At 42.2% G+C, this 21,777-nt stretch carries 15 protein-coding genes; 10 read left to right on the top strand and 5 right to left on the bottom strand.

The genetic code is table 11. The features are described from left to right. The 3 genes from ACESMA_RS19280 to ACESMA_RS19290 all read left to right on the top strand — a co-directional run. Positions 1-1,365, top strand: a 1,365-nt coding sequence (locus tag ACESMA_RS19280; protein WP_372950502.1) for an MFS transporter, incomplete at its 5' end; no start/stop codon positions are given. A gap of 22 nt (positions 1,366-1,387) precedes the next feature. Further along, entirely contained in the window at positions 1,388-3,697 is a 2,310-nt protein-coding gene (locus ACESMA_RS19285) for a family 65 glycosyl hydrolase domain-containing protein (RefSeq protein ID WP_372950503.1), read from the top strand. Between the two features lie 4 nt (positions 3,698-3,701). Beyond that, a complete protein-coding gene (locus tag ACESMA_RS19290) occupies positions 3,702-5,546 on the top strand; it encodes a glycoside hydrolase family 13 protein (RefSeq protein ID WP_372950504.1) in 1,845 nt (614 codons plus the stop codon). 244 nt (positions 5,547-5,790) lie between these two features. Here the strand turns inward: ACESMA_RS19290 and ACESMA_RS19295 are convergent, their stop codons facing one another. Next, positions 5,791-6,393, bottom strand: a complete 603-nt coding sequence (locus ACESMA_RS19295) for a TetR/AcrR family transcriptional regulator (protein WP_372950505.1) — start codon at positions 6,391-6,393, stop codon at positions 5,791-5,793. 142 nt (positions 6,394-6,535) lie between these two features. Further along, positions 6,536-8,713: a ribonuclease R gene (rnr, locus tag ACESMA_RS19300; RefSeq protein ID WP_372950506.1), complete on the bottom strand. Its 2,178-nt coding sequence runs from the start codon at positions 8,711-8,713 to the stop codon at positions 6,536-6,538. Between the two features lie 111 nt (positions 8,714-8,824). Here rnr and ACESMA_RS19305 point away from each other — a divergent pair, with 111 nt between their 5' ends. From ACESMA_RS19305 to ACESMA_RS19315, 3 genes are all read left to right on the top strand, one after another. Beyond that, complete coding sequence (locus ACESMA_RS19305; RefSeq protein ID WP_372950507.1) at positions 8,825-10,786, top strand: Ig-like domain-containing protein; 1,962 nt, start codon at positions 8,825-8,827, stop codon at positions 10,784-10,786. Positions 10,787-10,923: 137 nt separating this feature from the next. After that, on the top strand, positions 10,924-11,424 hold the full coding sequence (locus ACESMA_RS19310) for a response regulator (RefSeq protein WP_372950508.1): 501 nt from the start codon (positions 10,924-10,926) through the stop codon (positions 11,422-11,424). 121 nt (positions 11,425-11,545) lie between these two features. Beyond that, positions 11,546-12,985, top strand: coding sequence for an MFS transporter (locus ACESMA_RS19315; protein WP_372950509.1), 1,440 nt, complete (start codon positions 11,546-11,548; stop codon positions 12,983-12,985). Here ACESMA_RS19315 and ACESMA_RS19320 read toward each other — a convergent pair. Further along, positions 12,969-13,490 carry a DNA-3-methyladenine glycosylase gene (locus tag ACESMA_RS19320; RefSeq protein WP_372950510.1) on the bottom strand — a complete coding sequence of 174 codons (522 nt, stop codon included), beginning with the start codon at positions 13,488-13,490 and terminating at the stop codon, positions 12,969-12,971. The two genes, ACESMA_RS19315 and ACESMA_RS19320, sit on opposite strands and share 17 nt — an antisense overlap. 7 nt (positions 13,491-13,497) lie before the next feature. Beyond that, positions 13,498-15,966 carry a YfhO family protein gene (locus ACESMA_RS19325; RefSeq protein ID WP_372950511.1) on the bottom strand — a complete coding sequence of 823 codons (2,469 nt, stop codon included), beginning with the start codon at positions 15,964-15,966 and terminating at the stop codon, positions 13,498-13,500. Positions 15,967-16,030: 64 nt separating this feature from the next. Between ACESMA_RS19325 and ACESMA_RS19330 the strand changes: the two genes are divergently transcribed. After that, complete coding sequence (locus ACESMA_RS19330; protein ID WP_372950512.1) at positions 16,031-17,506, top strand: lipopolysaccharide biosynthesis protein; 1,476 nt, start codon at positions 16,031-16,033, stop codon at positions 17,504-17,506. 11 nt (positions 17,507-17,517) lie between these two features. Here ACESMA_RS19330 and ACESMA_RS19335 read toward each other — a convergent pair whose 3' ends face one another. Further along, positions 17,518-18,711, bottom strand: a complete 1,194-nt coding sequence (locus ACESMA_RS19335) for a glycosyltransferase (RefSeq protein ID WP_372950513.1) — start codon at positions 18,709-18,711, stop codon at positions 17,518-17,520. 183 nt (positions 18,712-18,894) lie between these two features. Between ACESMA_RS19335 and ACESMA_RS19340 the strand changes: the two genes are divergently transcribed. From ACESMA_RS19340 to ACESMA_RS19350, 3 genes are all read left to right on the top strand, one after another. Next, complete coding sequence (locus tag ACESMA_RS19340; RefSeq protein WP_372950514.1) at positions 18,895-20,016, top strand: DegT/DnrJ/EryC1/StrS family aminotransferase; 1,122 nt, start codon at positions 18,895-18,897, stop codon at positions 20,014-20,016. Positions 20,017-20,089: 73 nt separating this feature from the next. Then, positions 20,090-20,650, top strand: coding sequence for an acyltransferase (locus ACESMA_RS19345; protein ID WP_372950515.1), 561 nt, complete (start codon positions 20,090-20,092; stop codon positions 20,648-20,650). Between the two features lie 85 nt (positions 20,651-20,735). Beyond that, complete coding sequence (locus ACESMA_RS19350; protein ID WP_372950516.1) at positions 20,736-21,671, top strand: Gfo/Idh/MocA family oxidoreductase; 936 nt, start codon at positions 20,736-20,738, stop codon at positions 21,669-21,671. The last annotated feature ends 106 nt before the right edge of the window (positions 21,672-21,777 follow it).

The following is a 21,777-nucleotide window of genomic DNA, read 5'->3' on the forward strand; positions in this document are numbered from 1 at the left end:
TGGATTGCCGCTCCGGTAACCGGGCTGGTGGTGCAGCCCATCATCGGACACATGAGCGACAAAACCTGGAACCGGCTGGGGCGTCGCCGACCCTATTTTCTGTTCGGGGCTATTTTTGCCTCGCTGGCACTTATTCTGATGCCAAACTCACCATCTTTGTGGATTGCAGCCGGAATGCTTTGGGTGATGGATGCATCCCTCAATGTGTCCATGGAACCGTTCCGCGCCTTTGTGGGCGATATGCTACCCAACGAACAACGTACCCGTGGTTTTGCCATGCAAAGTTTTTTCATTGGCACCGGCGCAGTGGTGGGTTCCATGCTGCCTTATGTAATGACCAACTGGCTGAATGTTCCCAACACAGCCCAGGAAGGAGTTATTCCGCCTTCGGTGCGGTGGTCGTTCTACATCGGCGCACTGGCATTTTTTCTTGCTATTCTCTGGACTATCATTTCCACCAAGGAATATCCGCCCGAAAAAATGCGGGAATACGAAATAACCGAACGGGAAACCAACAAGGTGGCCAGGGATTACCGGGAAGATCCGGTTCCCCGGCAAAAATTTACTTCGCTGGGTAGCATCTTTGGAATTACCGGGCTGGTTGTGGTTATTTTAACCCGTTGGTTTGAACTGAAAAACGAACTTTACATTCTGGGCGGATTACTCATTGCCTTCTTTTTTCTGATGCTGTTGGTTTATGTCCTGAAATCGAAAAACAGAGACAAAAATGCGCTGGTGGAAATCTTTTCCGACCTCATCCGTATGCCTGCCACCATGAAACAACTGGCTGTGGTTCAGTTTTTTTCGTGGATGGGACTGTTTGCCCTGTGGATATACACCACAGCGGGCGTTACGAGTCACATTTACCTGACTACCGACACAACTTCCCTTGAATACAATACCGGAGCCGACTGGGTAAATGTTCTATTTGCGGTTTACAACGGGGTAGCTGCCCTGGTGGCTTTTTCGCTGCCGGTGCTGGCCAAACACACCAGCCGTAGAATGACTCACGCGATATGCCTGACGTTTGGCGCAGTTGGAATGGCTTCGGTTTATTTTGTCGGAAATCCGAACCTGCTGATTCTGCCCATGATTGGAATCGGAATTGCCTGGGCCAGCATTTTGTCTATGCCCTATGCCATTCTCACCGGCTCGCTGCCATCGCATAAAATGGGAATTTATATGGGCATTTTTAACTTTTTTATTGTGATTCCGCAAATTCTGGCAGCTACCATTCTGGGTTTTCTGGTGCAAACTGTTTTTGGAGGGAAGGCTATTCTGGCACTGGTTTTCGGAGGAGGATCGCTTTTACTGGCAGCAGTTTCAGTGCTGTTTGTAAAAGATGTGGCAGCAGGTGAAAAATAACCGGATTTAAAACGTACAAGAAATGAAGAAATACATCATTCATAACGAATGGAAAATTATAGAGGAAGGTTTCCGTCCGGAATATAATCGCATTTCCGAAAGCATTTTCAGCATCGGGAACGGTCGGATGGGCCAGCGGGCCAATTTTGAGGAAAAATATTCGGGCGATTCGCTTCAGGGTGCATACCTAGCAGGAATTTATTATCCTGACAAAACCCGCGTTGGCTGGTGGAAAAACGGCTACCCGGAATATTTTGCCAAAATCATCAATTCCACCAACTGGATTGGCATTAACATTTGGGTGAACGGGCAGGAACTGGATTTGGCCAGAGCAAAAATCCTTTCCTTCCGTCGGGAACTCAATATGCAACACGGATTGCTTTCACGCAGTTTTGAGACGGAACTACCCAACGGAGACCGGGTTGCTGTTACAGCTCAGCGTTTTGTCAGTATTGACGACACGGAACTGGGAGCCATCCGCTATTCAATAAAAGCCCTGAACTTTTCCGGGGAACTTACCGTTTCGCCTTACCTCGATGGCGATGTGAAAAATGAAGACGCCAATTACGATGAAAAATTCTGGATTGAAATTCAGAAGGAAATCAGCAAAAGCGAAGGTTATCTGACGCTGGAAACACTGAAAACAAAATTTCAGGTAACCACCGGAATGTGGTTTCAGATTTTGAAAAATAACCAACCGGTTTCTTCAGAAATATTCAACACTGAAAGTGAAAGGTACATTGGAGTCACGCAAAAAATCAACATCGAAAAAGATGACGAAATAATCATTGAAAAACTGGCGGCAACGGTTTCATCGATGAACTACAAAAAATCCGGATTGCTGAAAAAAGCCAAAACCGCAATTGCCCGGGCACAAAAAGCCGGATTCGATACCCTTTTCGAAAACCACAAAAACAAATGGCTGGAAAAATGGGAAACCAGCGACATCAAAATAAACGATGATGTTGCTGCACAGCAAGGCATCAGGTTCAATATTTTTCAGTTGAACCAAACCTACACCGGCGAAGATGAACGGTTAAACATTGGTCCCAAAGGATTTACAGGTGAAAAATATGGTGGTGTAACCTACTGGGATACTGAGGCTTACTGCCTGCCATTCTACTTAAGCACCGCTCCGCTGGAAGTTTCGCGCAACTTGTTGACGTACCGGCATAAACATTTGCCAAAAGCCATTGAAAATGCTCAAAAGCTCGGTTTCAAAGGCAATGCAGCGCTTTACCCCATGGTTACCATTAACGGCGAAGAGTGTCACAACGAATGGGAAATTACGTTTGAGGAAATTCACCGCAATGGCGCCATTGCCTATGCCATATACAATTACGTAAATTATACCGGCGACAAAGAATACCTTGCACCTTACGGATTTGAAGTACTGCTGGCCATTAGCCGGTTTTGGAGCCAGCGGATATCCTGGTCGGAAAAGAAACAAAAATTTGTGATGCTGGGCGTAACGGGACCAAATGAGTACGAAAATAATGTGAACAACAACTTTCACACCAGTTACATGGCTGTTTGGACCTTAAAATACACGCTGGAAGTTATTGATTTCCTGAAAAAGGAATTCCCGTTTCTGTTCGATGAACTGCTGAAAAAATGGAAATTCAACGAACTTACGGAAACCGCTCGCTGGCAGGAAATTATTGAAAAAATGTATTTCCCGTTCGATGAAGAAAACCAGGTTTACCTCCAGCAGGATGGTTTCAAAGACAAAGAACTGATACCTGTTTCAGAGCTTTCGAATGAAAATCTGCCCATCAACCAAAAATGGTCTTGGGACCGGATTCTTCGCTCATGCTACATCAAGCAGGCCGACACGCTGCAAAGCATGTTTTGGTTCGAAGACGATTTTTCGGCAGATGATTTGAAACGTCATTTCGATTTTTACGAACCGCTCACGGTACATGAATCGTCCCTGTCGCCGTGTGTACACTCCATTCTGGCGGCCAAAATTGGTTACGAAGAAAAATCATACGAAATGTACCTGCGTACGGCCCGGCTCGATTTGGACGATTACAACAACGACACCGACGATGGTCTGCACATTACCAGTATGGGCGGCACCTGGATGGCCTTTGTAATGGGGTTTGGCGGCGTTCGCGTGAAAAACGGACGACTCATCTTCCATCCGTTTTTACCAAAAAAATGGAAAAACTGGTCGTTCCGCATCAATTTCAGAGGCGCACACCTGGAGGTGACCATGAAAAAAAACCTTTTCACCATTATCAATCATTCAGAAAAAGAGGCACAGGTGGAAGTGTGGGGCAAGCAAGTCACCATTAATGGAAACAGTAAAAAAGAATTCAAATCTTAAAATAATGAAACGAACAATAGTATCAGCACTTATTATCCTCATTACTCTCAATGTATTTTCCTCAACCATAGATTTGAAACGGGTAGAACCGATGTTCTGGTGGGCCGGTATGAAATCGCCCGACCTGCAACTGATGGTTTATGGCAACAATATTTCTGAAACCAAAGTTTCGTTGGAATATCCCGGCGTTACCCTTTATTCAGTTTCAAAAGTGCAAAATCCCAATTATTTGTTCATCAATTTAAAACTGGATAAGAATGTTAAACCCGGAAATTTTGACATTCAGTTTAATAAAGACGGAAAAACAGTAGAAAGCTATTCCTACGAATTGAAAGCCCGTGAAAAAAATTCAGCCGAACGGGAAGGATTCAATACTTCGGATGTGATTTACCTGATTACACCCGACAGGTTTGTGAACGGAAATCCCAACAACGACCAGGTGGATGGGATGAAGGAAAAACCCAACCGCAACGACCGCGATGGGCGGCACGGTGGCGATATCCGCGGCATCATCAATTCGCTGGATTATTTGCAGGATTTGGGTTTTACGGCCGTTTGGCTCAACCCCGTGCTTGAAAACAACATGACACAAGTTTCGTATCACGGCTACTCCACCACCGATTTTTACCGGGTTGACCCACGCTACGGTTCCAACGAAGAATACTTGGAACTGAACCAAGAACTGGATAAACGCGGCATGAAGCTGATTATGGACATGATTTTCAATCATTGCGGCTCGGAGCATTGGTGGATGAACGATCTGCCCATGGATGACTGGATTAACAACCACCCGGAATATACCATTACTTCGCACCGGCGAACGGTAAATCAGGATCCGCATGCTTCGGAGGCCGACCGCAGCGCTATGGCCAACGGTTGGTTTGTGCCCACCATGCCCGACCTGAACCAGAAAAATCCGTTTATGGCCACGTACCTCATTCAGAACAGCATTTGGTGGATTGAATTTGCCGGACTGGAAGGCATCCGGCAGGACACCTGGCCCTACCCCGACAAAGATATGATGGCGGTATGGACGGAAAAAGTGCTGGAAGAATATCCTCATTTCAACATTGTAGGCGAAGAATGGAGCCTGAATCCCGCCATTGTTTCCTACTGGCAAAAAGGAAAAAACAACATCGACGGTTACCACTGTTCATTGCCCAGCCTCATGGATTTTCCGTTGCAGGTTGCCGTAAGTCGTGGGCTTCGGGAAAATGAAGACTGGGGCTCGGGGTTTGTGACAATGTATGAAATGCTGGCGAACGATTTTTTATATGCCGACCCGTGGAACCTGGTCATTTTTCCAGACAACCACGACATGTCGCGCATGTACATGCAACTGGGCGAAGATGAAGATTTGCTGAAAATGGCACTGGCTTATTTTCTCACCATGCGCGGAATTCCTCAGTTTTACTACGGAACCGAAGTGCTGATGACCCATCCTGGCGATCACCACGGCGACATTCGTGCCGAATTTCCCGGCGGCTGGGCCGACCACAAAGTGAATGCACTGACCGGAAAAGGATTAACCGTTGCTCAGAAAAATATGCAACAGTACCTTTCCACCATTCAAAACTGGCGCAAAAACAAAGAAGTAATTCACCACGGTAAACTGATGCACTTTGTTCCCGAAGAAGGAATTTACACGTATTTCCGCTACAATGAAGATGAAGCAGTGATGGTTATCCTGAATAAAAATACCGAAGAAAAAGTACTGTCAACCGGGCGGTTTAGCGAAATGCTGGAAGGTTATTCTTCCGGAAGGGAAATTATTACAGGAACTTCTGTAGCCAACCTTTCGGAAATTAAAGTGCCGGCAAAAGCAGCAATGATTATTGAATTGAAATAGAAAAAAACCGGAAATTTATTTTAGTTAACCGCAGGGAATAGAGCTAATTTCTATGGTCAATCGTAGAATTTTGCTTGAATTCCTAAGTTCGAAAAAATATTTTGAATTTTTCTAAACCTTTTTGCAACTTCTGCGTTTTAATGACATACTTAGCTCACAACACACAAAGGTTTGGTTTTTGGTTTAGTTTAGGTTTAGGTTGATAGAGGAAAGGTCGGTTGTTGAACCGGCCTTTTACTTTTTATCAACGTTTCATTATTCCGTAGCAAATAATTTTCAGAATGGTATCGACACTGCGCTCCAGATTTACAGCACCGTAATTTCCAGCCGAAAGGGGCATTTCCAAACCTTTAATGGCGGTGGTAATTCCAATGGCTGCCAGGTTAAAATCGTAAATTTCAAATTCGTTTTTACGTACACCTTCAATCAGAATGCGTTTAATCATCCGGATTTCATCCTGCTCGTAACGGCGTTTCACCTCTTCTATAAACTCGATGGCAGTAATATCGTTTTCGATGGCGTGGTAAAAGTTGGCCAGACTTCGAAAGGTTGTAAGTTTGGTTAATACATAATCGCGCAGTTTATCCACCGGGTCGGTGTTGCGGTTAATCACAATTTCCAGCTCATGGGCCAGAATTTCCACCTCTTTCATTATCACCGCCTGAAACAAATCCTCTTTACTGGCAAAATAGTAGTAAAGCGAACTTTTACCTTTACGTACAGCATTGGCAATATCGTCGAGTGTAGTTTTTTTATAGCCGTATTTACTAAATATTTCGCGTGCAATTTTCAGGATATTCTCCCTGTTGAGGTCTCTTTTTGTACCATTTTCCAAGTTGGTCTGCATTTTAATTCCCTTTTTTTGATGCATTAAAAAGTAAACAAATATAAATATTTATTTTACTCAATACACATTTAATTTTTCGACTAAAAAAGGCGAGTCTGTTTCAAATATTCCACAAGCCCTTTAATTTCCGGGATTTTCACTTTTAACTTTCTGAATCCTTTGGCTCTTTGTTGTCTGCCAGTTTGAAATCAAGCTGCTTTTTCTCCAGGTTGGTACGCAAAATTTGTATGGTAATTTCGTCGCCCAACTGGTATTTTTTGTGCTTGTGTCTTCCAACCAAAGCATAATTTTTTTCATCGAAAATATAAAAATCGTCATCCAGTTCGCGAATGGGAATCATTCCTTCAATTTTATTTTCCAACTCCACATAAATTCCCCAGTCGGTAATTCCTGAAATCACTCCCGGATATACTTCTCCCACATGGTCTTGCATAAATTCCACCTGCTTGTATTTTATGGAGGCTCTTTCAGCATTGGCGGCACGTGTTTCCATATCGGAAGAGTGGCGGCAAAGATCTTCGTATTTCTGTTCGCTGGCCGAGCGTCCGTCTTCCAGGTATTTTTCCAAAAGCCGGTGCACCATCATATCCGGGTACCGGCGGATGGGCGAAGTAAAATGGGTATAATGGTCGAAAGCCAGTCCGTAGTGGCCGATGTTGCGGGTAGAATATGCGGCCTTGGCCATGGTTCGGATGGCCAGTGTTTCCACCACATTTTGTTCCTTTTTACCTTTAACGTGGTCGAGCAGATTGTTCATAGAGCTGGATATGGTTTTTACAGATTGAAGCTGAATGCCATAACCAAAGCGGCTGATAAACGAATTAAACGATTCCAGCTTGTCGGGGTCGGGTTTGTCGTGAATGCGGTAAACAAATGTTTTGGGCTTTTTCCGCCCATTGGTTTTGCCAATGAATTCGGCCACTTTTTTGTTGGCCAGTAACATAAATTCCTCAATGAGCTGGTTGGATTCTTTTGCTTCTTTAAAGTAAACGGAAAGTGGTTTGCCGTTCTCATCAATATTAAATTTAATCTCCACCCGTTCGAATGCAATAGAGCCATTTTTGAACCGTTGACTGCGAAGTTTTTTGGCCAAATCGTTTAACTTCAGTACCTCTTCTGCAAGCTCTCCTTTGCCGGTTTCAATAATTTCCTGTGCATCTTCGTAGGCAAACCTTTTGTTGGAATGTATTACCGTTTTTCCAAACCACTGTTTTACCACTTTCCCCTCTTCGGTTAATTCAAAAACGGCAGAAAAACAGAGTTTATCTTCGTTCGGTCGCAGAGAACACACCCCATTGGAAAGCCTTTCCGGTAGCATGGGCACCACCCGATCGACCAGGTAAACCGAGGTAGCCCGGCTTTGGGCTTCATCTTCCATTATCGAGTTAGGTGTTACGTAATGGGTAACATCGGCAATGTGAACGCCAACCTCCCAATTCCCGTTTTCAAGTTTTTGCAGCGAAAGGGCATCGTCGAAATCTTTGGCATCAGCAGGGTCGATGGTAAAAGTAGTTACCTCCCGAAAATCGCGGCGCTTTTTGTACTCTTCTTCCGGAATTTCGAACGGAATTTTTTCTGCCACTAAATCCACTTTTTCAGGAAATTTGTGGGGCAGTTCAAATTCGGCTAAAATGGCGTGCATTTCGGCGTCGTTGTTGCCGGTGTCGCCAAGTACTTCGGTAATTTTTCCAAACGGACTGCGTGCTTTGGGCGGCCATTCAGTAATTTCGGCAATTGCTTTTTGTCCGTCTTTGGCTCCGTTCAGGTTTTCTTTGGCAATAAATATATCGAATCCAACTTTTCCGGCAGGTAACAGAAAAGCAAAATTTCGGGACATCTGAACGGTTCCCACAAAAATGGTTTTGGCCCGTTCCACAATCTCGGTTACTTCGCCTTCCAGGTCGTGTTTTTTACGGCGTGCATACAAATGTACCCTAACTTTATCACCGTCCATGGCATTGTTCAGATTGTGTGCCGAAACCAGAATCGGGCGGTCCACCTCGTCGCTGTTTACGTATGCAAATCCCTGTCGCTGAAGTTCAACCACACCGCAAATGGTTCCTGTTTTTGCTTTCAGCCGGTACCTGCCACGCGAAATTTGTTCGAGGTATTCATCGTCTTTAAGCTCTTCCAGTACTACATTTATTAAATGACGGCCTTCAGAATCTTTAACTCCCAGCCATGAAGAAATTTGTTTGTAATTGACCACTTTCCCCGGCTCTTCGTACAACGCCGACAGGATGGCATTTTTTAATTTTTTCTTATTAAACGTGACTGAATTTTTCAGCTTTCTGTGTTCTTTTTTTTTCTTTTTGGCCATTTGTTCTTGTTTAAAATCTTTGGCAAGTTAGTTTAATTATACGAGAATTAACAACTCCTAACATTCATTGTTTGCAGGAATTTGTATGTTTGTGGGTCGTTTTTTTGAATAATGAAGATACTCGATAAATTACCATATATTATTGTAGCAGGGTTTGCCTGGATTGTAATTGTTTCGTCGTGTGCCAACCAGGGAATGCCCACTGGCGGTCCGCGCGATTCCATACCACCGGTTTTGGTTGGAACACAACCCCTTTACAAATCGTTGAATTTTGACGGAAACGAAGTGCGCCTTACTTTCGATGAATTTATTATTCCCGACCAGGTTTCGGAAATGCTTGTAGTGTCGCCGCCACTGGAAAAACGGCTCACAATTCTTACCAAATCGAAAACCCTGATTGTGCGGTTCAATGAGGATTTGCGCGACAGTATGACCTATTCGCTGGATTTTAAAAATTCCATAGTTGACAATAACGAAAGAAATCCTTACGAGAGTTTACGTTTTTTAATGAGCACCGGCGAAACGCTCGACACCCTCAGAGTGGCAGGAAAAGTTATAAAAGGATTTAACCTTGAACCGGTAGAGAATACGCTGGTTTTACTGCATAAAAATCTGCACGATTCGGCTGTTTACACACTTCAGCCCGATTATATTGCAAAAACCGACGAGGAAGGATTATACCTTTTCGACAATATTGCGGAAGGAGAATATCATCTCTTTTCCTTTAACGATTTGAACAACGACCTGCGTTACAACGAAGGCGCTGAAGAGATTGCTTTTCACGATACCCTGGTTGTTCCTTCTGCACATTTTCATGCCGAAGCTGATACATTAGCAACCGGAGCCGATTCGCTTTTAATTGCCGGTCATATACATTTTCTGCCGGAACCGATTTATTTGAGACAGTTCACGGAAAGGATTTTCGAACAGTACCTGAAAACTTCAAAAAGGGATTCGCGCTTCCAGGCCACTTTTGTTTTTAACGAACCGGTAAGCGATACATTTAATATTCAGCTTGTTGACACCGTTGTGCCCAACTGGTATGTGCTGGAACCTAATCAGAATTTTGATTCGCTAACCATGTGGATTGCCGACACTACATTGGCTGCAAAAGAAAATTTAAGAATGGAACTTTCTTATTATCAGCTTGATTCAATAGGTCTGCTTTACGTTCATAAAGATACCGTTGACATGCAGTTTACCGAAAGGGAAGAAGACTCAAGACGTGCCAGAAGGCGAACACGAGACGATGAAGAGGAAGGCCCACCGCCGGTTCAACAATTTAACTGGACAACCAATTTGAGTAGTACCGGATTTGATTTGAATAAAGACATTTTGTTAACCTCACCACATCCGGTTAAATATCTTGATTCTGCTTCCATATCAGTTTATCTGGCAGAAGATACACTCAAAACCCCGCTTGCATTTAAATTTGTTAAGGATTCGGTTTTGTGGCGAACTTACCGGATTTCATTTCCCTGGGAAAGTGAAACCAGTTATACCCTTGAAATTGATTCAGCAGCATGTATAAATATTTACGACATTTCGAGCAGAAAACTGTCTAACACATTTAAAACAAGGCCTGATGATTATTACGGAACAATCAATTTGGAATTGCTCAGTGTTGAAAATCAGGTTTTGGTACAACTACTCGAGAATAATGATGCGGAAAAAGTTTTACAGGAGAAAGTAGTAAAAGAAAACAGTACAGTGGTTTTTGAATATCTGGCACCGGAAAAATACAAGGTGAAGGTGATTTACGATGTTAACGGAGACGGGAAATGGAATGCCGGTAGTTATCAGGACAGAGTTCAACCCGAAAGAGTGGCCTACATTAATGAGGTGATAAAAGTAAGATCGAACTGGGATAACAATTTAAGCTGGGATTTAAAACCAGATCCTGCCTTTACCAAAAACATCAGAGACAAAGAACTGGAAGAGCAACTGAGAAAAGAAGCCGAAGAAAAAGCACGGCAGGAGAGCGAACAACAATTTAATACCGGCGAGCAGCAAAACAATATGTTTCAACCCGGAGGGCAGTCGCCAGGTTCAATGCAGCCCACAAGGAGGTAAAGCTTGTTTTTACGAAGTTAGGTTAGTAGTATTCAAAAACCAGTAATCTCATTAAATTCAATTATAATTTTCAGTATGTTTGATTTCTGAAAAAAAATGTGGTATTTTTATGATCATCAATAATTAATCGGGCTGCTATGCAAAAAACAAAGAATCCGCTCATCTACATTGTTCAGGACAGTGTTATTTACAAAGATTTGATTGTTGGTTACCTTCAACAAAAAAAATACACAAATCTTAAAACATTTAAAACCGGCGAGGAGTGCCTGAAAGCCATTCACCATAAACCAGATATTATTGTTCTGGATTATTCTTTTGAAGGAATTTCAGGGATGGAACTGATGAGAAGAGTTCAGTTGGACCATCCGGAGATAGATTTTATTTTTCTTAGCGGACAAAACGATGTGGAAGTAGCTGTTAATATTATGAAGCAGGGTGCTGCCGATTACATCGTTAAAAATGAAAAAGCTCCTGAAAATCTTTTGCATTCCGTTGAATATCTCATTTCCGCAACACGAACTGAAAAAGTTAAAAAAGGATTCCAGATTGGTGTGGTCGGCTTCTTCATCATGTTGTTTTTAACCATTATGATTATTATTCTGATGACGATTTTTCTTGAAGACTTTAATTTATCGTAATTAGGCCATCCGAATATCGAGTTTCAGATTGAAATAATTTTGCCCGGGCCCCATAAATTTACCTTGTTTCTTTTTTCCTGATTCGCTACCTTGCGCGCTTTAATTTTTTAAATGAAACGCAATGGGATTCGTATCGGTAATTAAAAAATACAATACTACATTTTGGGCAGCCAATGTTATTGAATTGTTCGAGCGCTGGGCATGGTACGGCTTTTACATGGCATTTGCCCTTTACCTGGTCAACTCCAAAGATACGGGTGCACTGGGACTTACCCAGGCCCAAAAAGGTGTTATTATGGGAACCGGTTCTATGCTGCTTTATTTTTTACCGGTAATAACCGGCGCCATTGCAGACAAGGTAGGATACAAACGCATCCTGTTTCTTTCGTTTACAGTTTACATCACCGGGTTTTATATGATTGGAAGTTTTGAAACATTTGGCTGGATGTTTTTTGCTTTCATCTGGACCTGTGTTGGAGGTGCACTTTTCAAACCCATTATTTCGGCCATGATTGCCAGGAATACCACGCAAGAAACTTCATCCATCGGGTTTGGGATTTTTTATATGATGGTAAATATCGGTGGGTTTATCGGACCTTTTATTGCCGGTGTACTGATGCAAAAATCGTGGGACTTTGTGTTTTACATGTCCATCATCACCATGTCTATCAATTACTTTATTACTGCATTTTTCTTCCACGAACCGGTTGTCAAGGAAAAAGGTTCTTCACTTTTGAAAAGTATTGGGAATGCCTTTGTAAATATTGGCATTACCCTTCAAAACTGGAAGTATGTTTTGTTTTTGATTATCATGATTCTTTTTTGGACTGCATTTAACCAACTGTATTATTCTTTCCCTGTTTTTGTTGACCAGTGGGTGGACACTTCTGCGTTGTATGATGGTATTTATTCCATCTGGCCATGGCTGGCCGAGGCAATAGGAACACCTGAAGGAACCATAACTGCTGTTACGCTTGGTAGTATGGATGCCTTTTTTATTATCGTTTTTCAGTTAATGGTTTCTGCTTTTGTCATGCGCTTCAGGCCGCTGGCTGCCATGATGGGTGGAATTCTGGTTTTGGCAGGCGGTTTAAGTCTGATGTTCTCGAACCAGAACAGTTGGCTTATTTTGTTGGGAATTCTTGTTTTTGCTTTGGGCGAAATGGCCAGCTCACCTAAATTTACCGAATACGTGGGTCGAATTGCACCGGAGGATAAAAAAGCACTCTACATGGGCACATCATTTTTGCCCATAGCTGCCGGGCATCAACTGGCCGGTTGGCTATCAGGTGGCGTTTACGAGCGCATTGCCGATGATATTTCTTTATTAAAGCTTGAGGTGGCCAAACGTGGCATATCTATCCCCGAAATTTCTGATACGTTCAGTAAAAATGATTTTATTGCTTCAGCGGCTGAAAAAATGGGAATGACCACACCGGAACTTATTCAATTTTTATGGGTGAATTACAATCCGTCGAATATCTGGATCGTGTATGCCGGAGTGGCAGTTTCTGCTGTGGTTTTTCTGTGGATTTACGACCGGTTTATTTTGGAGAAATAAGAAGATATCTCCAGGGTTTGCTTACCCACGGCTCTCCAGCATAATTTATTCCAATGCGGGGCGAAATGGTAAATTCCACCTTTTTTTCTGAATTTTCAATCCAAATTCTGTTTGATTTGAACAGGTTTTCTCCGTAAAACGATTTGTCCAAACAGAGTGCTTTGCCAACCCGGCCAGGCCCTTCAATGCCTTCCAATCCGCGAATCAAAACTGCCGAGGCATCACCTTCTTTTCCCGTAACAATATTCAGTAACCAATGAATTCCATAAACAAGGTAAACGTAAACCAGGCCTCCCTCGCGAAACATAACTTCGGTACGGGGTGTTTTGCCTTTGCTGGCGTGGCAGGCCAGGTCGCCATCACCGCTGTATGCCTCCACTTCGGTAATGACATACTTTTTCTGTTTGCAATCGTCGAATTGACGGACCAGAATTTTTCCCAGCAATTCAGGAGCAACTTCCAAAACGTTTCGCTGAAAAAAACCGGCAGGCAATCGCGACTCCATCCGAATCTTATTTTTCGGGTTGATTTTTACGTTTTCGGAATTGCATAAAACCGTAACCTGCAATGGCCAAAATCAACAGCAATGAGCTGGCCAGCGAAACTTTATTTCCCATATAATACGACTTCGGTTCGAATTTGAATTCCACAGTATGCTGACCCGCCGGAATAATCATGGCGCGCAAAACATAATTCACCCTGAAATGAGGAACCGGTTCTCCGTCGATGTATGCATTCCAGCCTTTATCGTAATAAATATCAGAGAAAACGGTAAACTGGTCGCTTGTGGCACTGAAATCATATTTCAGATAATTGGGCTGGTATTCAGTCAGTTCAATTTTACCCGCCCGGTCTTTGGCTACCGTAATTCCCTGCACGTGTTCTATAAAACGTTGATCAACAACGGCCGTTTCTGCCGGGTCGAAACTTTCCATAGCTTTGATTTCATCGTCGGCATTCCCCACCATTTTAAAATCGGACACAAACCATGCATTTTCTAGTGGATGCGGATTGCGAATGGGAGCCTGGTTCAAATCGAAAATGATGTAACGGGTGTTCAGCATATTTATCGCTGAAAGTTGTCGAAATGTTGAATCGATGGGAGAACCGGCTTGCAATCCGGTCACCATTTTTTGCATTTCGGGTTGAAGGTGATGGTCAATCAGTTCCTGATAGCGGCGCAGTTTTGCCGCGTGGTAGCCACCAACATTTTTGTGATAATACGAAGCCCTTGCATCCTGAAACGGATTTTGTAAAGGTAAAACACGATAGTAGAGGTCGTTATCCTGCAAAACAGCCTGGTCTGCTGGCGTAATCGGAAAAGGATTTTCAGCCTGCCGTTTTGGTACAAAGTGATCGTTGTTGAGGTACCGTTTGTCCACGGGCCACAAATCGACTAAAATGAGAACTCCCAGAATGGCAATAAATGGCGTCGTTTTTATTTTTTTGATGTGCCACAGATACATAGCTCCGGCAGCCAGTGCGATAAACAAAAACGAACGGAAGGCATCTGCACGAAACATGGACTTCCGGTCGGCAATTACACTGTCCATCAGCCAGTCGGGAAAACGCATGGCATCTGTAGCATTGGTAAAACTGCCTGAAATTCCGGGGATCACTGCAAAAATCAACGAAAGTCCACCTGATATTATAACAGACCATTTCAAACCGTTTAGCCAGATTTTCTTATCCACTTTTCCGGTAAGAATATCGTTTAATGCAATGATTCCAAGCAGCGGCATGGTAAACTCAGCAATCACCAGCGTCATGCTGGGCGCCCTGAATTTGTTGTAAAACGGGAGGTAATCGAGCAAAAAACTGGTGAGCCCCATGATGTTTCCACCCCACGAAAGCACGATGGAAACAATTGTGGCCGAAACCAGCCACCATTTCATTCTGCCGTTCACCACAAACAATCCCAGTACAAATAAAAGTACAATAATAGCGCCCACATAAACCGGTCCTGAAGTGCCAGGCTGGTCTCCGTGGTACATACTAACTCCCTGAATAACCTGCCGCGGATTTTGCACTCCCTGGCTTTGCAAAGCCCGGTAACTTTCTGAATCAACTCCCGGATGAATCTGACTACCACCACCTTTAAAGTTGGGGATAAGCAATGTCAGCGTTTCATCGATTCCGTAGCTCCATTGAACGACATAATCTTTATCGAGTCCGCTGGTTTTGTTTTCATTGTCCGCTGTCAGTTCCGATGGTCCGCGGATGGTGTCTTTAGAATATTCCCATGTTGTATAAAGGCGGGAAAAATTCATTCCAACGGCAACAACTGCTCCTGCCAGCAAAAACAAAAAAGCTTTGAAAAAAGCAGGAAGCGTTTTTTCGCTAATGGCAAAAATCAATTCTACAAAACCCAGAATGGCTATCATTAAAAAACCGTAGTAGGTAATCTGGAGGTGATTTGAAACCAGTTCAAGCGAAAATGCAATGGCAAACAACAAACTTCCGGCAAGATGTTTACCGCGAAAAGCCAGCAAAACACCTGCAAGTACAGGTCCAAGCCAGGCAATGGCATTGGCTTTTGTCATGTGACCAGCATTTAAAATAATCAGAAAATAAGATGTGAAAGCAAATGCAACAGCTCCGACAACACATAACCAGCGGTTGATTTTCAGGCTTGATAATAAAATAAAAAAACCAACCATATACAATATAAGAAACGAAGCAATGGAAAAGATTTTCCTAATGCTTCCGGTAATGTGGCTGCTTATATTCCCCGGATATAATACTGAAATCAAATACCCTGGCATTCCGCCAAACATGCTGTTGGTCCAGATTGCTTCTTCGCCGGTTGCCTCCCGGTAATCCGCCAGTTCTTTCGACATACCTTTAAAATGCATAATGTCATCCATTTCAAGAGTCTTGCCTTCAAGAAGCGGAAACATGTAAGCATACGCCAAAACAATAAAAAACAGGATTATTCCGATATTGATAAAAATATTACGGAAGCAAGTTATCTTTGCCATAGTTAAAATGAATTTCAAAAAGTTCTGAACAAAAATAAATATTTATTACGCTTAAGCCATATAAATGGGAATAATCATTAATCAAAGTATCAAGGGAAGCATTTGGTCTTATTTGGGCGTGGGTATAGGATTTATCACCACAGGTTATCTTTTCCCAAATTACCTGACTACCGATACCATTGGATTATTCAGCTTACTTTTAGCCTGGTCGGTGCTGTTTGCCCAGTTATCTTCCCTTGGTTTTCAGGGAATTACCGGTCGTCTTTTCCCCTGGTTCAGAAACAGGGAAAACAACCACAATGGCTACCTTTTTATCGCTTTTGCAGTAATGTTTATGGGATTTTCCCTTTTCCTGATTTTGTTTTGGTTTATGAATTCGTGGCTTGTAGAAAGCAATCTCGAAAAATCGAAACTGTTTGCCGATTATCTGTATTTGCTGATTCCCCTAACTTTTTTTACCCTGCTTTTCACTCAACTCGATGTGTTTAACAAACTATTGTACGATGCCGTATTCGGTACATTTTTGCAGGAATTTTTGCAACGATTGTTGATTTTACTGGCAACACTACTTTTTGTTTTTCAGATTATTAACCTTCATTTTTTAATACTGACTTATGCAGCTTCTGTTTGTGCCAAAGGTGTAGTCATTTTTGTTTACCTGGGAATAAAAAAGGAAATTAGTTTCAGGCCACAATTGCAATTCGTTAAACCCACCTTACGAAAAGAGATGATTAGCGTGGGATTTTTCAGTATTTTAACCGGACTTGGAAGCAACATTGTTTTTAATATCGATAAAATTCTGATAAATCAACTGCTGGGATTAGGCGAAACAGGAGTTTACGCCATTGCTTTCTTTTTTGGAACACTGGTAATCATCCCTTCGCGCACGCTTTTGCGTATTTCAGGCACCCTGATTGCAGATGCCTTTAAACGCAAAGATTTGGGCTACATTGCTGACATTTACCGCCGAAGCTGCCTGAACCAATTTATCATCGGTGCTTTTTTATTCGGCGGAATCTGGATAAACATCGACAACATTCTGGTTATTCTCGGTCCTGATTACGAAGGGGCGAAATGGGTTATTTTCTTTATTGGACTTGGCTACCTGGTTGACATGATGACCGGCGCAAATGCACAAATAATTGCCTTCTCAGAACATTACAGGGTGGCACTCTATTTTATTCTGATTTTAATTGTGCTGGTGGTCGTAACCATGTTCATACTTGTTCCGTTGTGGGGCATAACCGGAGCTGCGATTGCAATAGCTGCCTCTCTAACAGCGAATAACTTCATGCGTTTTCTCTTTTTAAAATTGAAATACAAAATGCAGCCGTTTGACCGAAAAATTCTGGTTGCTGCTTTTGTTTTTGTCCTGTCAGTCCTTGTTTCCACTTTAATACCCCAGGTTCAGCTTTTACCCGACATTTTTTTGCGAAGTACCCTGTTCACAATAATTTTTGTTGCGCTAACCGTAGGCTTTAAAATTTCGGAAGATGTAGATCTTTTGAAAGACAAAATACTCATGAATTTTAAAAAATAAAAATCAATGAATCACTGCTGTTTTGAATTTAGTAAAGAATAACTGGTTATTAATTCATTAACTGTTCTTTCCCAAAAAAATTCTTCCCCGATATTAGAACTGCTTTTCTGAAATAAGTTTTTATTTTTTGCAATGTTCAAAACTGCATTGGCAAAACCTAAATTATCTCCTGTTTTTACTGAAATTCCAAGATTATTATTTACTACAAATTCTTTCATTAACTTAGCATCACTTACTATTATAGGTTTTTGCATAATTGCAAACTGATAAATCTTTGTAGCTATTGTATTGTTTATTTCTTCCCTATTTGCCGGAGGGGTAAAAAAACAAACATTACTTGCAGCAATGTAGGATGGAAGTTCCTCTTCATTAATCCAACCATTAAATATCACAGAACTTTCAACTCCATACTTTTTGGCAGTTTTAATTGGGTCATACGGATGTACAATTCTCCCACAAAGAAGTATTTTGGCATTTGGTATTTCTTTTTGTATGCTTTTTAAAGCAATGATTGCTGTATCAATTCCTCTTAATATATCAATGCCTCCGGCATAAAATATAATAAAGTCATTTTTATATCTTTCAATAATTTCATTATTGATATTATTCAGGTTATATATTTTTCTTGTGGGAGTATTGGGAACAGTAATTATTTTATCTGCATCCAATTTATATTTTTTAATATAATTAATCCTTAAAGGTTCGGCGACTGTAATTACCAGGTTAGCCAGCGACAGATATTTTTTTTCATATTTCCCCCAATTGGAAAATTTACTAACCAATTTACCAGTTAATGTATTCATATGTGCTGTTCTTTTGATCCAGTCACTGTAAAATTCATGCTGGTCACAAATTAGCTTACAACCGAATTTTTTTTTAAAATAGTAGCCTACTTTGCTGAGTGGCAAGTCATGGACATGTATGGCATCAAACTGGTGCCGGATAAATATCTTTTCTATTTCTTTTTTCCACTTTTTAAAATAATATGGATATATCAAAGCAAGGGCACTTAGTTTATTGATAAAAAAATCAGAACAGTTGATTCTGTGAATTGTAATGGACTGAAATTTCTCTTTATTCTTTTGATCGTGTTTTAAATAACAAATTATATGAACTTCATGACCTTCCTCCAGCAAACTAATAGCTTCCTTTTCAACTCTTGAATCAGGTGGGAAATGAGAGTTTAAAACCATTAAAATTTTCATAGTAACTATTTTTTGATACAAATATATAAGCTATATTTTCATTTGCCTTGCAATTGAATGACATGATATATTTTTATTGTCATTGAAGAAATATAACACCTAAGATAAAGAGAAACAAAAGAAAATCTAATTTTGCGGAAAAAGTGTTATACAAGATAAGGCTTTTGCGGTAAAAAAGAAAATATGGAAAAAATTCACATGTGCGACACCTACGGGCAGTACCTCACCATGAAGGAGGAGATTGACGCTGCCATGCAGGAGGTGATAAAATCCACACAATTTATAAAAAGCGGGAAAGTGCTGGAGTTTGAAAAGGAACTTTCCAACTACCTTCAAACTAATGTAATTGCCTGCGGTAACGGAACCGACGCGCTGCAAATTGCATTTATGGCACTTGGCCTGCAACCGGACGACGAGGTGATTACTTCGCCGTTTACGTTTATTGCAACCGTGGAAGTGCTGGCTTTGCTTGGCTTAAAACCGGTTTTTGTTGATGTGCATCCCGACACATTCAACCTGAATGAAAATGAAGTTGAAAAAGCAATCACTCCAAAAACGAAAGCCATTTTACCGATACATCTTTTTGGGCAGTGTGCTTACCTCGAACCGATGCTTAAAATGGCAGAAAAACACAACCTGTTCATAGTTGAGGACGCCTGCCAGGCGTTGGGAACTGATTATATTTTCAGCGACGGCACACAAAAGAAAGCAGGAACTATAGGGCACATCGGATGCAATTCATTTTTTCCGTCAAAAAACCTGGGTGCATTTGGCGATGGAGGTGCCATTTTTACCGGTGACGTAAAGCTGGCTTCTGTCATCCGTTCCATTGCCAACCACGGCATGAAAGCGAAATACCAGTATGAACGCATCGGGGTCAATTCGCGGCTCGACAGTATTCAGGCTGCGGTATTAAGCGTGAAGCTGAAATATTTCAACAAGCACATCAGAGCCCGGCAACAGGCAGCGGCCTGGTATGATGAGCATTTGAAAGGTATCGAAGAAATTCAACTGCCACAAAGAGTGAATTACAGTACACACACGTTTCACCAATACACTATTCAAACCAGCAGGCGAAACGAGTTGCAGCAATTTCTGAATGAAAAGGGAATCCCTTCAATGGTTTATTATCCGGGAGTGATTCATTTGCAGGAAGCCTACCAGTACCTTGGATACAAAAAAGGCGATTTCCCCGTAAGCGAACACCTGGCCGAAACCGTGCTTTCGCTGCCCATGCACACCGAGTTGAAGGAAGAAGAGCTGGAATATATAACAAGTAGCATAAAGGAATTTTTCAATAAATAATCTTTGCGCCTTGGATTCTTGGCGAGGAAAATTTCCACACAAAGGCGCTAAGACGCAAAGGAATAAAAACACAATGAATAAACTATTTATCCACGAAACAGCCGTAGTTGACGACGGCGCTCAAATAGGAATCGGCACTAAAATCTGGCATTTCTGCCATGTGATGGGAACCGCACAAATTGGCGAGAATTGTGTGCTGGGGCAAAATGTTTTTGTTGGACACAAGGCAGTTTTGGGCAAAAACGTAAAAGTTCAAAACAACGTGTCGGTTTATGAGGGGGTGGTTTGCGAAAACGATGTTTTTCTTGGCCCGTCCATGGTTTTTACCAACGTGGTGAATCCGCGCAGTGCCGTTAACCGCAAGAAGGAATTCAAAAAAACACTGGTAAAAAAAGGCGCTACCATTGGCGCCAACGCCACCATTGTTTGCGGAATTACGTTAGGAGAATACTGCTTTATAGGCGCTGGCGCTGTAATTACAAAAGACGTTAAACCGTATTCACTGATGGTTGGCGTTCCAGCCCGACAAAAAGGGTGGGTAAGCCGCTCGGGTGCCATTTTGGGTGACAATCTCGTTTGCCCCGAAACCGGAGAAAAGTATATCTTAGCTGGCGGTTTTTTGAAACTGATTTAAAGAAAAATATCACGCAAAGACGCAAAGGCACAAAGAAGGATCTTTCCTTCGCGTCTTCGCGCCTTTGCGAGCATAAAACAAAAATATGAAACGATTTGCACTGATAGGTTCGGCCGGTTACATTGCCGACCGCCACATGAAAGCCATAAAGGAAACCGGAAACGAACTGGTTTGCGCCACCGACCGTTTCGATGTGATGGGCCGCATAGACAGCTATTTCCCGGATGCCGAGTTTTTCCTGGAAATTGAAAACATGGATAAATATATGGATGATATCCGGCGTGGAGGAAAACCTATCGATTATGTGACTATTTGCACGCCCAACCACATGCACCCGTCGCATATCAGGTTTGCCCTGCGAAACGGCGCCCATGCCATTTGCGAAAAACCGCTGGTGGTTTACCCGGAAGATATGCGTATTATTAAAGATATTGAAGCAGAAACCGGGAAAAATGTTTATACCATTTTACAGTTGCGCTACCATCCCACTATTCTGGCGCTGAAAAAGGAAATTGACGAAGGTGGCGATAAAATTTACAACATCGACCTGAGCTACATCACCACCCGCGGAAAGTGGTATTTGAAAAGCTGGAAGGGCGATGTTTCCAAATCGGGAGGCGTGGCCACCAACATTGGCATTCATTTTTTCGATATGATTACCTGGATTTTTGGCGACGTGAAAGAAAACATTGTGCACCACTACGGACCGCATAAAGCCGCCGGTTTTCTGCAGCTTGAAAAAGCCCGGGTGCGCTGGTTTCTCAGCCTCGACAACAGTGACCTTCCGCCACAAGCCACCGAAAAAGGAATGCGTACCTACCGCTCCATCACCGTAAATGGGAAGGAAATTGAATTCAGCGGTGGTTTTACCGATTTGCACACGGTTACCTACCAGAATATTCTCAACGGAAACGGATTTGGAATAGACGATGCCCGCGAAAGTATAATATTAACCGATTATGTGAGAAATGCTAAACCGGTTGGATTAAAAGGTGATTACCATCCTTTTCTGAAAAAATAATTCAGACTGAGTTTAACCTGAATTATTCATAAAAAAAGGGAGTTTGTTACCTAAAAATAGCTGAATTATCAGTATTTTCAGGGTGTACAAAAACAAACATCCCGTA

Origin of the sequence: Mariniphaga sp., from assembly GCF_041687215.1 — a bacterium.
In the GTDB taxonomy this organism is placed as follows: domain Bacteria; phylum Bacteroidota; class Bacteroidia; order Bacteroidales; family Prolixibacteraceae; genus Mariniphaga.

What these genes read in the sequence shown, in the direction of transcription:
- ACESMA_RS19285 (WP_372950503.1), top strand. Translation starts at nt 1,388, where the DNA reads ATGAAGAAATACATCATTCATAACGAATGGAAAATTATAGAGGAAGGT.
- ACESMA_RS19290 (WP_372950504.1), top strand. Translation starts at nt 3,702, where the DNA reads ATGAAACGAACAATAGTATCAGCACTTATTATCCTCATTACTCTCAAT.
- ACESMA_RS19295 (WP_372950505.1), bottom strand. Translation starts at nt 6,393, where the DNA reads ATGCAGACCAACTTGGAAAATGGTACAAAAAGAGACCTCAACAGGGAG.
- rnr (WP_372950506.1), bottom strand. Translation starts at nt 8,713, where the DNA reads ATGGCCAAAAAGAAAAAAAAAGAACACAGAAAGCTGAAAAATTCAGTC.
- ACESMA_RS19305 (WP_372950507.1), top strand. Translation starts at nt 8,825, where the DNA reads ATGAAGATACTCGATAAATTACCATATATTATTGTAGCAGGGTTTGCC.
- ACESMA_RS19310 (WP_372950508.1), top strand. Translation starts at nt 10,924, where the DNA reads ATGCAAAAAACAAAGAATCCGCTCATCTACATTGTTCAGGACAGTGTT.
- ACESMA_RS19315 (WP_372950509.1), top strand. Translation starts at nt 11,546, where the DNA reads ATGGGATTCGTATCGGTAATTAAAAAATACAATACTACATTTTGGGCA.
- ACESMA_RS19320 (WP_372950510.1), bottom strand. Translation starts at nt 13,490, where the DNA reads ATGGAGTCGCGATTGCCTGCCGGTTTTTTTCAGCGAAACGTTTTGGAA.
- ACESMA_RS19325 (WP_372950511.1), bottom strand. Translation starts at nt 15,966, where the DNA reads ATGGCAAAGATAACTTGCTTCCGTAATATTTTTATCAATATCGGAATA.
- ACESMA_RS19330 (WP_372950512.1), top strand. Translation starts at nt 16,031, where the DNA reads ATGGGAATAATCATTAATCAAAGTATCAAGGGAAGCATTTGGTCTTAT.
- ACESMA_RS19335 (WP_372950513.1), bottom strand. Translation starts at nt 18,711, where the DNA reads ATGAAAATTTTAATGGTTTTAAACTCTCATTTCCCACCTGATTCAAGA.
- ACESMA_RS19340 (WP_372950514.1), top strand. Translation starts at nt 18,895, where the DNA reads ATGGAAAAAATTCACATGTGCGACACCTACGGGCAGTACCTCACCATG.
- ACESMA_RS19345 (WP_372950515.1), top strand. Translation starts at nt 20,090, where the DNA reads ATGAATAAACTATTTATCCACGAAACAGCCGTAGTTGACGACGGCGCT.
- ACESMA_RS19350 (WP_372950516.1), top strand. Translation starts at nt 20,736, where the DNA reads ATGAAACGATTTGCACTGATAGGTTCGGCCGGTTACATTGCCGACCGC.